Annotated in this window: 7 protein-coding genes; all 7 read left to right on the top strand. The window is 60.8% G+C overall.

Features of this window, described 5'->3' with window-relative positions:
• The first annotated feature begins 45 nt into the window (after positions 1–45).
• The 7 genes from HV782_RS14825 (at position 46) to eprS (ending at position 11452) form a co-directional block, all read left to right on the top strand.
• Positions 46–1131: a polyamine ABC transporter substrate-binding protein gene (locus tag HV782_RS14825; protein WP_186745220.1), complete on the top strand. Its 1086-nt coding sequence runs from the start codon at positions 46–48 to the stop codon at positions 1129–1131.
• 465 nt (positions 1132–1596) lie between these two features.
• Positions 1597–3060 carry a serralysin family metalloprotease gene (locus HV782_RS14830; RefSeq protein WP_186745229.1) on the top strand — a complete coding sequence of 488 codons (1464 nt, stop codon included), beginning with the start codon at positions 1597–1599 and terminating at the stop codon, positions 3058–3060.
• Positions 3061–3152: 92 nt separating this feature from the next.
• Positions 3153–3575 carry an AprI/Inh family metalloprotease inhibitor gene (locus HV782_RS14835; RefSeq protein ID WP_158277043.1) on the top strand — a complete coding sequence of 141 codons (423 nt, stop codon included), beginning with the start codon at positions 3153–3155 and terminating at the stop codon, positions 3573–3575.
• A gap of 211 nt (positions 3576–3786) precedes the next feature.
• Positions 3787–5562 (top strand): type I secretion system permease/ATPase, encoded by a 1776-nt coding sequence (locus HV782_RS14840; RefSeq protein WP_123468597.1) that lies wholly within the window; start codon positions 3787–3789, stop codon positions 5560–5562.
• Positions 5559–6908, top strand: a complete 1350-nt coding sequence (locus HV782_RS14845) for an HlyD family type I secretion periplasmic adaptor subunit (RefSeq protein ID WP_186745231.1) — start codon at positions 5559–5561, stop codon at positions 6906–6908. Before HV782_RS14840 ends, HV782_RS14845 begins: the two co-directional genes overlap by 4 nt.
• A gap of 2 nt (positions 6909–6910) precedes the next feature.
• A complete protein-coding gene (locus tag HV782_RS14850; protein WP_186745234.1) occupies positions 6911–8281 on the top strand; it encodes a TolC family outer membrane protein in 1371 nt (456 codons plus the stop codon).
• A 219-nt stretch (positions 8282–8500) separates the two neighbouring features.
• Positions 8501–11452: an autotransporter serine peptidase EprS gene (eprS, locus tag HV782_RS14855; RefSeq protein WP_186745245.1), complete on the top strand. Its 2952-nt coding sequence runs from the start codon at positions 8501–8503 to the stop codon at positions 11450–11452.
• Positions 11453–11484: the final 32 nt, after the last annotated feature.

An 11484-nucleotide genomic window follows, 5' to 3' on the forward strand; every position in this document is an offset into this window, starting at 1 on the left:
CTTTGATTGCCTGCCAACAAAAAAAGCCCCTACAGGAATCGACCCATGATCCAGAAAACCCTCGCACTGGCGCCGCTGTTGCTGGCCGCCTCCATCAGTCACGCGGCCGAAACGGTCAAGGTATACAACTGGTCCGACTACATCGCGCCGGACACCACCAAGCATTTCGAGAAGGAAACCGGTGTCGGCGTCACCTATGACGTCTACGACAGCAACGAAACCCTCGACGGCAAACTGATGACCGGTAAATCCGGTTACGACGTGGTGTTTCCCTCCAACCACTTCATGGCGCGGCAGATTCAGGGCGGGGCGCTGAAAAAACTCGACAAGAGCCAGTTGCCGAACTGGAAGAACCTCAATCCGGTGCTGCTCAAAGCGTTGCAGACCAACGACCCGAACAATGAGCACGGCTTCCCGTATCTGTGGGGCAGCACCGGCATCGGTTACAACATCGCCAAGGTCAAAGCGGTACTGGGCGACAACGCGCCGGTGGATTCCTGGGATCTGATTTTCAAGCCCGAGTACATGGAAAAACTGCAGAAATGCGGGGTGGCCATCCTCGACAACGGCCCGGAACTACTGCCGGCGGCGCTCAATTACCTCGGGTTGCCGCCACACAGCAAGAACCCCGAAGACTACAAAAAGGCCGAAGCGCTGCTGATGAAAGTGCGACCGTATGTCAGTTACTTCCATTCCTCGAAGTACACCAGCGACCTGGCCAACGGCGACATTTGTGTCGCGGTGGGTTTCTCCGGCGACATCCTGCAAGCGGAAAACCGCGCCAGGGAAGCGAAAAACGGCATCGAGATCGGCTACGCGATTCCCAAGGAGGGCGCGGCGATCTGGTTCGACATGGTTGCCATGCCTGCCGACGCGCCGGACGAGAAGGCCGGCTATGCGTTCATGAACTACCTGCTGCGGCCGGACGTCATGGCCGGCATCAGCAATTACGTGCATTACGCCAACGGTAACGAACAGGCCGACAGCCTGATCGACCCGGCGATCAAAAATGACACCAAGGTCTATCCGAGCCCGGAGATGATGGGCAAGCTGTTTGCGCTGGAGGCGATGCCGCTCAACATCGACCGAATCCGTACCCGTGTCTGGAACAAAATCCGCACCGGCAGCTGATATTCTTGCGTCTACAAATCCCTGTGGGGGCGGGCTTGCTCGCGAAAGCGGTGTGTCATTCGACGGCAATGTTGACTGATCCGATGCCTTCGCGAGCAAGCCCGCTTCCACAGGGATTTCCAGTATTTGAACGATTGATATCAATGCGCTGGCACGCACTAATAAAGTGCAGGAAAGTGAGACGCGGCTAACAAAAAACAACTTACCGATATTTAATATTTAAATAGAAAATCGTCTGACAATTAGGCGAAAGCACATCGCTTAAAACATTCTTTCGACCCCGCACGCTTTGTTTACGGCAGTTTTTCGAAACAGCTTAATTTGATCTCAAAAAAATGCTTTACGACAGATTTCAAATTGTGTCAGGTTTCTTACGCCTTCATTGGGCGAGTGATAGGACGATCTCGCCAGAGATTGTCGCTATCGGACAAAAACTGTTCCATTGCTAAACAAGGAAGTGTGTTTATGTCGAAAGTAAAAGCTAACGCTATTGATACCACCGCAGACACATTTGTGCCTGTCGGCGCCGTGCAGTCTCTGGCTGCCACCAGCTCCGCCTGGAACCAGATCAATAGCTTCAGCCATCAGTACGACCGTGGCGGTAATCTCACGGTCAATGGCAAACCCTCCTTCTCGGTGGATCAAGCCGCTACCCAACTGTTGCGGGACGGTGCTTCCTGGCACGACCTCAACAACAGCGGCAAGATCGAACTGACCTACACCTTTCTGACGGCCAAAACCGCCAACTTCAGCGGTCTGGGCGTCACCGGTTTCAGTCAGTTCAGCGCCCTGCAGAAAGCCCAGGCCGTGCTCGCCATGCAATCCTGGGCGGATGTTGCCAACGTGACATTCACCGAAGCTGCCCGTGGTGGCGACGGTCACATGACCTTCGGTAACTACAGCGGCGGCCAGGACGGTGCAGCAGCGTTTGCCTTCCTGCCAGGCACCGAGCCAGGCTATGACGGTCAGTCCTGGTACCTGACCGGCAGTGGCTACGACGTTAACAAGACACCGGGCCTGAACAATTACGGGCGTCAGACCCTGACGCACGAAATCGGCCACACCCTGGGCCTGTCTCACCCTGGCGACTATAACGCCGGCGAAGGCAACCCGACTTACAAGGATGCTTCCTACGGGCAAGACACCCGCGGTTACAGCCTTATGAGTTACTGGAGTGAAAGCAACACCAATCAGAACTTCAGCAAGGGCGGGGTAGAAGCCTACGCGTCCGGCCCGCTGATGGACGACATCGCGGCGATTCAGAAGCTCTACGGTGCCAACACCACCACCCGTACCGGTGACACCACCTACGGTTTCAACTCCAACACCGGTCGCGACTTCCTCAGTGCTTCGTCGTCGAGCGACAAACTCGTGTTCTCGGTATGGGACGCGGGCGGCAAGGACACCCTGGACTTCTCCGGGTTCACCCAGAACCAGAAGATCAACCTCAATGATGCCTCGTTCTCCGACGTTGGCGGCATGGTGGGTAACGTGTCCATCGCCAAGGGCGCGATCATCGAGAACGCCATCGGCGGTTCGGGCAACGACCTGCTGATCGGCAACAGCGTGGCCAACGAGCTCAAGGGCGGTGCCGGCAACGACATCCTCTACGGGGCTGGCGGTGCCGACAAGCTGTGGGGCGGCGCGGGTTCGGACACCTTCGTGTTCGCGGCCAGCTCCGACTCCAAGCCGGGTGCGATTGATCAGATCCTCGACTTCGTCAGCGGTCTGGACAAAATCGACCTGACCGGCATCACCAACGGCGCCGGCCTTCACTTCGTCAGCGCCTTCACCGGTGCGGCGGGCGATGCCGTGTTGACCTCGTCGGGCGGCAACAGCCTGCTGTCGGTGGACTTCTCCGGGCACGGCGTGGCCGACTTCCAGGTCAGCACCGTGGGCCAGGCAGCGACCAGCGACATCGTGGCGTGATGTAACAGGGAAAGCGGCGCGTCATGCGCCGCTTTCTTTACTTGCATCGGTTGGATCTGTAGGCAAGGCTACGCGCCGGAGCGAATATTCCCATGATCAGTAAAGCTTTTACCTACAAGGCAGTGGCGTGGCTTTCCGCGGCGTTCATCATGATTTCTGGAGAAACAAGTATGGCAAGCAGCCTCAGACTCGAAGATCCCTCGGTATTTGCCGGGCAATGGCAGGCGACGCTGACGGCGCGCGAAGATGCGCCGCAGGCGCAGACCCTGCAGGACAAACCCTCGAACACGTGCGTCATCGAGCTGGAGGCCAATCAGACCCTGGGCAAAGGTGCCGACTGCCTGGGCGCATGGCTTGAGCAAACACCCATCGGCTGGTTTCCCGAGCCCGATGGCCTGTCGGTCACCGGTAAGGAAGGCTCAAGAATCCAGTTTTTCAGCCGACAACGTGATGGGCTTTATCTGACGACTTTGAAATCAGGCTTGGTGATTACACTTGAGCGCTCGGCGCAATAGTCTTGATCAGGCAGCGCATGAAAGGGTTTTAATATAAAGCGTCAATGAAAGGTTATAAGCCGCGATGTTCATGGCAGCTGCGCCGCATTAAATAGCGCTAGTTGTTATGAAAGTGTAAGCGGCCACCGGCAAAGAAAGCGCCGACTGTGTGCGGTTAATTAATTTGAAGTCTCGTCAAAGACTGGCGAGAGATATCTCTCAGGAATAATCAATGAAGATGGCGAAGGCCCCAGCCACCGCTCCCCTCATCAAGGCATTGGGTGACTATAAAAGCATTCTGATCAGCGTCGGTTGCTTTACCGCACTGATTAACGTGCTGATGCTGGTGCCCTCCATTTATATGCTTCAGGTGTATGACCGGGTACTGTCGTCGCAGAACGAAACCACCCTGGCGATGCTGTCGCTGATGGTCGTTGGTTTCTTTGCCTTTATCGGCCTGCTCGAGGTAATCCGCAGCTTCATCGTCATCCGCATCGGTAGCCAACTGGAGCGCCGTTTCAACCTGCGGGTCTATCAGGCCGCGTTCGAGCGCAACCTGTTCAAGGGCGAGGGCAATGCCGGGCAGTCGCTGGGCGACCTGACCCACATCCGCCAGTTCGTCACCGGGCCGGCGCTGTTTGCGTTTTTCGACGCGCCGTGGTTCCCGGTCTATCTGTTCGTGATTTACCTGTTCAACGTCTGGCTCGGCGTCCTCGCCACGGCGGGCGCGCTGCTGCTGATCGCGCTGGCGTGCCTCAACGAATACATGACCAAAAAGCCGTTGGGCGATGCCGCCGGTTTTTCGCAGAAATCCAGTCAACTGGCGACCAGTCATTTGCATAACGCCGAAACCATTCAGGCGATGGGCATGCTTGGTTCGCTGCGCAAGCGCTGGTTCCAGGTGCACTCGCGTTTCCTCGGCCTGCAGAATCAGGCCAGTGACACCGGGGCAGTGATCAGCTCGATGAGTAAAACCCTGCGCCTGTGCCTGCAATCGCTGGTGCTGGGGCTGGGTGCGTTGCTGGTGATCAAGGGCGACATGACCGCCGGGATGATGATCGCCGGTTCCATTCTGATGGGCCGCGTTCTGAGCCCGATCGACCAGTTGATCGCCGTGTGGAAACAGTGGAGCGGGGCGAAGCTGGCGTATCGCCGTCTCGACGCCTTGCTGCAAGCGTTTCCACCGAGCGACGAAGCGATGGCGTTGCCGGCGCCGAAAGGGCAGATCACCTTCGAGCAAGTCAGCGCGGGCCCACCGGGGCAACGTGCAGCGACCTTGCACATGGTCAATTTCCATCTGGGTGCCGGTGAAGTGCTGGGTGTGCTCGGGGCTTCCGGCTCCGGCAAGTCGACGCTGGCCCGAGTCCTCGTCGGCGTGTGGCCGACCCTCGGCGGCATCGTGCGCCTGGACGGCGCCGACATCCATCGCTGGAACCGCGACCAGCTCGGTCCGTACATCGGCTACCTGCCGCAGGACATCGAACTGTTCAGCGGCAGCATCGCCGAGAACATTGCGCGGTTCAGCGAGGCCGACCCGCAGAAAGTGGTGGCGGCCGCACAACAGGCCGGCGTCCACGAGATGATCCTGCGTCTGCCGCAGGGCTACGACACACAACTGGGCGAGGACGGCAGCGGTCTGTCCGGCGGCCAGAAGCAGCGCGTGGCCCTGGCCCGCGCGATGTACGGCACGCCGAGTCTGGTGGTGCTGGACGAACCGAACTCCAACCTCGACACCGTCGGCGAAGCCGCCCTGGCCAGCGCCATCGCCCAGCTCAAGGCCCAGGGCACCACGGTGGTGCTGGTGACGCACCGTTCTTCGGTGCTGGCTCAGGCCGACAAGTTGCTGGTACTCAACGAGGGTCGTTTGCAGGCCTTCGGTCAGAGTCAGGAAGTGCTCAAGGCGCTGTCCGGCCAGCAGGAGCAACAACGTGAGAAAGCTGCACAAGCACCGGGCGGGCTCAGCATGAGCCGGCAGTACCAGCCCTCGACAAGGAATTCGGGTGTATGAGCAGCGCCAGCATGAACACTGAAAACGAAGCGAACATGGAACACGCCTACATCACTGAACGCCCGGAGCGCGACGCGAAGTTTTTCGCCCGCATGGGCTGGATTCTGGCCATCGTCGGCGCCGGCAGCTTCTTCACCTGGGCGGCATTGGCGCCGCTGGATCAGGGGATTCCGGTGCAGGGCACCGTGGTGGTGACAGGCAAACGCAAAGCCGTGCAGTCAATGAGCAGCGGTGTGGTCAGCCGCATTCTGGTGCGCGAAGGCGAGATCGTGAAACAGGGGCAACCGCTGTTTCGTCTCGACCAGACCCAGGTTGCGGCTGACGTGCAATCGCTGCAAGCGCAATACCGCATGGCCTGGGCCAGCCTGGCGCGTTGGCAGGCCGAGCGTGACAACCTCAAGCAGGTGACCTTTCCGGCCGAACTGAGCAGTGATCCGGACCCGCGTCTGGCCCTGGTGCTCGAAGGCCAGCGTCAACTGTTCAGCAGCCGTCGCGAAGCGTTCTACCGCGAGCAGGCCGGGTTGCGCGCCAGCATCGAAGGCGCCACCGCGCAACTGGCCGGCATGCGCCGTGCGCGCACTGATCTCAATGCCCAGGCCGATTCGCTGCAGCAACAACTGAGCAACCTGCAGCCGCTGGCAGACAACGGCTACATCCCGCGCAACCGTTTGATGGAATATCAGCGTCAATTGTCGCAAGTGCAGCAGCAACTGGCAGAGAACACCGGGGAAAGCGGCCGTGTGGAGCAGGGCATCCTCGAATCGCGGCTGAAACTGCAACAGCACGGCGAGGAATATCAGAAGGAAGTTCGCACGCAACTGGCCGATGCCCAGTTGAAAAGCGTCACGCTGTCCGAGCAACTGACCTCCGCCGGTTTCGACCTGCAACACAGCGAGATTGTCGCCACCGCCGATGGCGTGGCGGTCAACCTCGGTGTGCACACCGAAGGCGCCGTGGTCCGGCAGGGCGAAACCCTGCTGGAGATCGTACCCCAAGGCACCAGCCTGGAAGTGGAAGGGCACTTGCCGATCAACCTGATCGACAAGGTCGGCACGCATTTGCCGGTGGACATCCTGTTCACCGCGTTCAACCAGAGCAAAACCCCGCGGGTACCGGGTGAAGTCAGCCTGATTTCTGCCGACCAGATGATCGACGAGAAAACCGGCGTGCCGTACTACGTGTTGCGCAGCAGTGTCAGTGATCAGGCCATGGAAAAACTCAACGGTCTGGTGATCAAGCCCGGCATGCCGGCAGAGATGTTCGTGCGTACCGGTGAACGTTCACTCCTCAACTATCTGTTCAAACCGCTGCTCGACCGGGCAGGCTCCGCGTTGACCGAGGAATAAGGATGTTCGGCTGTATGAATAAGCTTTCCATGCTCGCGGCGGCAATGATGCTCCTGACGAGTCACACAGCAGTGGCGGCGATGGGGCCGTTCGAGATTTACGAACAAGCGTTGCGCAACGACCCGGTGTTCCTCGGCGCGATCAAGGAGCGTGATGCCGGCCTGGAGAACCGCGCCATTGGCCGCGCCGGGCTGTTGCCGAAAATCGGTTACACCTACAACAAGGGCCGTAACTCGTCGAAGGCGACCTCGCTCGACGAACGTGCGCGCAATCGTACCGATGACCGCAACTACAGCAGTTACGGCTCGGCCCTGACCCTGCAACAACCGTTGCTCGACTACGAGGCTTATGCCGCGTATCGCAAAGGCGTGGCGCAGTCGCTGTTCGCCGACGAGAACTTCCGTGGCAAGAGTCAGGAACTGTTGGTGCGGGTACTGGACAACTACACCAAGGCCTTGTTTGCCCAGGATCAGATTGATATCGCCCAGGCGAAGAAGAAGGCCTACGAGCAGCAGTTCCAGCAAAACGAGCACATGTTCAAACAGGGCGAGGGCACCCGCACCGACATTCTCGAAGCCGAGTCGCGTTACGAACTGGCGACCGCCGAAGAGATCGAGGCGCGCAACGAGCAGGATGCCGCGCTGCGTGAACTGGGCGCTCTGGTCGGTGTGCCGGCGGTGGATATCGGTGATCTGGTGCCGCTGAATCAGAACTTCCAGACCTTCGCGCTGATGCCGGCCAACTACGACACCTGGCACGAAATGGCGATCAGCAATAACCCCAACCTGGCGTCGCAACGCCAGGCGGTGGAAGTGGCACGCTACGAAGTGGAGCGCAACCGCGCCGGGCACTTGCCGAAAGTCAGCGCCTACGCGTCGATGCGGCAGAACGAATCGGAAAGCGGCAATACCTACAACCAGCGGTACGAAACCAACACCATCGGTTTTGAAGTCAGCGTGCCGTTGTATGCCGGTGGCGGGGTGTCGGCATCGACGCGCCAGGCCAGTCGCACCATGGAACAGGCGGAGTACGAACTGGATGGCAAGACGCGCGAGACACTGATCGAGCTGCGGCGTCAGTTCAGTGCGTGCCTGTCCGGGGTGAGCAAATTGCGTGCTTATCAGAAAGCGCTGACCTCGGCGGAAGCGCTGGTGGTGTCGACCAAACAAAGCATTCTCGGCGGCGAACGGACCAACCTCGACGCCTTGAATGCCGAACAGCAACTGTTCACCACCCGCCGCGATCTGGCGCAGGCGCGGTACGACTATTTGATGGCCTGGACCAAATTGCATTACTACGCCGGGACCTTGAACGAACAGGATCTGGCGCGGGTGGATGAAGCTTTTGTGGTAGCTCAAGAGCCCTCACCCTAACCCTCTCCCAGAGGGAGAGGGGACCGATTGGGGGATATTTCAGAGGTACACCGACCTGATCGAGCGGCGCTGAATCCACAATCGACCCGTTTCTTCAGGTCGTTGAATGACGCAAGACAGCTCGGTCTGCTCCCTCTCCCTCGGGGAGAGGGCTGGGGTGAGGGGAACAGGCAGCACCGCAGACAAACCTGCATAAAACAATAAAAGTGAGTGGTGAACATGGACGTACGCTTCAAGCCGGCATCGGTCGGCACCCTGTTGCTTGCAGTTTCTGTTGCGCAGGCCCAGGCGCAGTACCTGGAAACCGGCAAACCCGGCGATCCCGCCAGTTGGCGCAGCACCGAGTTTCTGCGCGACTGGGGCCTGGAACGCATGCAGGCCGACCAAGCCTATGCCGCCGGCATCACCGGCAAAGGGGTGAAAATCGGCGCGCTCGATTCCGGTTTCGATGCCGCCCATCCCGAGTTCGCCAGCGACCGCTATCACCCGGTACTGGCCAGCGGCAGCTACGTTGACGGCTCGCTGTTCAACGTCGACGGCACCCTCAACCCGAACAACGACTCCCACGGCACCCACGTGGTCGGCACCATGGGGGCGTCCCGCGACGGCAGCGGCATGCACGGGGTGGCGTATAACGCGCAGCTCTACGTCGGCAACACCAACAAGAACGACAGCTTCCTGTTCGGCCCCAACCCCGACCCGCGTTATTTCAAAGCGGTGTATAACGCCCTGGCCGATGCCGGCGTGCGCGCGATCAACAACAGCTGGGGCAGTCAGCCGCCGGATGTCAGCTATCGCACCCTGGCCGATCTGCACGCCGCCTACGCCCAACACTACAACCAAGGCACGTGGCTCGACGCCGCAGGCGACGTGTCGCGCCGTGGTGTGATCAACGTGTTCAGTGCCGGCAACAGCGGTTACCCGAATGCCAGCGTGCGTTCGGCGCTGCCGTACTTTCAGCCGGACCTTGAAGGTCACTGGCTGGCCGTCTCCGGGCTCGACCAAGGCAATCAGCAGAAGTACAACCAATGCGGTCTCGCCAAGTACTGGTGCATCACCACGCCGGGGGCGAAGATCGACAGCACCATCCCCGGTGGCGGTTACGCGATCAAGTCCGGCACCTCGATGGCGGCGCCGCACGCCACTGGCGCCCTGGCGCTGGTGATGGAGCGTTACCCGTACATGAACAATCAGCAGGCGCTTGAAGTACTGCTGACCACCGCCACGCAGCTCGATGGCTCGGCTACCGACGCACCGACCGCTCAGGTCGGCTGGGGCGTGGTCAACCTGAACCGGGCCATGCGCGGGCCGGGCCAGTTGCTCGGCGCGTTCGATGCCAGTCTGGGGGCGGGGCAGCGCGATATCTGGAGCAATGACATCTCCGACAAGGCACTGATCCAGCGTCAGAGCGAGGATCTCGCCGAGCACAATGCCTGGCAGCAAACCCTGCAGGACAAGGGCTGGCAGAACGGCGTCCCGGGCGGTGCCAGTCAGCAGGATCAGACCGACTATGCCATCGGCAGCGCCCGCGACGCAGCGGCGGCGCAGCGGATTTATCAGGGCAGCCTGATCAAGTCCGGCGCCGGGCAGCTGATTCTTACCGGCAACAATACCTATCGCGGCCCGACCACGGTCAATGGCGGCTTGTTGACGGTGAACGGTGCGCTGACGTCTGCCGTGACCGTGAACGACAACGCTACGCTCGGCGGTTCCGGGCGCATCGGCGCATTGACCGCCAACAGCGGCAGCCGCGTGGCGCCGGGCAATTCCATCGGCACCTTGAACGTGGCCGGTGACGTGACCTTCGCGCCGGGTTCGACTTACGCGGTAGAACTCTCGCCGACCAGCAGCGATCGGATCGTTGCCGGCGGCACGGCAACCGTTAGCGGCGCCACGGTCAGCCTGTCGCTGGAAAACAGCCCGACACTGCTCAGCAGCGCCGAGACGCAAAGCCTGCTCGGGCGCCAGTACGACATCCTGCAAGCGGCGGGCGGCATACAGGGCCGGTTCGGTGCGGTGCTGCCGAATTACCTGTTTATCGGTGGCAGCCTCGACTATTCCGGCAACGGCATTCAGCTCGACATAGAACGTAATGCAACCGCGTTCGCCAGCGTCGGCCAGACCCCGAACCAACGTGCGGTGGCGGCGGCGGTGGAAGGTCTCGGCGCCGGCAATTCGGTGTACGAAAGCCTGTTGCTGGCGGCCGACGCGCCGGCCGCGCAACAAGCCTTCCAGCAGTTGAGCGGCGAGATCTATCCGGCGCTCGGCTCGATGCTGATCAATGACAGCCGCCAGTTGCGCGACGCGTTGGGTGAACGTCTGCACGATGCCTCGGCGGCGCACAGCAACGGCTGGATCAAGGCCCTCGGCGCCTGGGGCACCACCGATTCGAGCCATGACACGGCGGGTTACAGCACCTCGATTGGCGGCCTGCTGGCCGGTGTCGACGGCGCCCTCGACGAGCAGACCCGCATCGGTCTGGTCACCGGCTACAGCGACAGCTCATTGAGCATGGGCTCGGGCACGCATTCATCGGCCAAGGTCGACAGCTATCACCTCGGCGCGTACGCCGGCCATGAAACCGGCGCCTGGCGCTTGAGCACCGGAGCGGCGTACAGCTGGCACCGTGCGGATGTGAAGCGCGACTTGCAGTACGGCAACGTCAGCGGCAAACAGAAGGCCAAGGTCGATGCGAGCACCACGCAAGTGTTCGGTGAAGCGGCGTATCGACTGCACCTGCAACCGTTGGCACTGGAGCCGTTCGCCAACCTCGCGTATGTGCACCTGGACACCGAAGGCTTCAGGGAAAAGGGCAATGCAGCGGCACTGAAAAGCACCGGCGACCAGCGTGATGCGGTACTGAGCACCCTCGGTGTGCGCGTGCTGAAGACCTTCAACCTGTCGGCGCAGCAATCGCTGGACGTCAGCGGCCACCTCGGCTGGCAGCACAGCCTGAGCGCTATCGACTCCGGGCAGCACCTGCGTTTTGCCAGCGGCGGCACGCCGTATTCGGTGGAGAGCTCGGCACTGCTGCGCGATGCCGCATTGGTGGGCGTGCAGGCCGGCCTGGCGTTGAGCAAGGACGTGCGGGTGAACCTCGATTACACCGGACAACTGGCCAGCCGCGAAAAGAGTCATGGCGTTGGCTTGAGTTTGAACTGGCAGTTCTGACCGAGGGGAGGGACGCCAATCCCTGCAGGAGC

The organism is Pseudomonas monsensis (assembly GCF_014268495.2).
GTDB lineage: Bacteria > Pseudomonadota > Gammaproteobacteria > Pseudomonadales > Pseudomonadaceae > Aquipseudomonas > Aquipseudomonas monsensis.

Bases quoted from the DNA above. Each gene is read 5' to 3' on its own strand.
- HV782_RS14825 (WP_186745220.1), top strand. From the start codon at position 46: ATGATCCAGAAAACCCTCGCACTGGCGCCGCTGTTGCTGGCCGCCTCC.
- HV782_RS14830 (WP_186745229.1), top strand. From the start codon at position 1,597: ATGTCGAAAGTAAAAGCTAACGCTATTGATACCACCGCAGACACATTT.
- HV782_RS14835 (WP_158277043.1), top strand. From the start codon at position 3,153: ATGATCAGTAAAGCTTTTACCTACAAGGCAGTGGCGTGGCTTTCCGCG.
- HV782_RS14840 (WP_123468597.1), top strand. From the start codon at position 3,787: ATGAAGATGGCGAAGGCCCCAGCCACCGCTCCCCTCATCAAGGCATTG.
- HV782_RS14845 (WP_186745231.1), top strand. From the start codon at position 5,559: ATGAGCAGCGCCAGCATGAACACTGAAAACGAAGCGAACATGGAACAC.
- HV782_RS14850 (WP_186745234.1), top strand. From the start codon at position 6,911: ATGTTCGGCTGTATGAATAAGCTTTCCATGCTCGCGGCGGCAATGATG.
- eprS (WP_186745245.1), top strand. From the start codon at position 8,501: ATGGACGTACGCTTCAAGCCGGCATCGGTCGGCACCCTGTTGCTTGCA.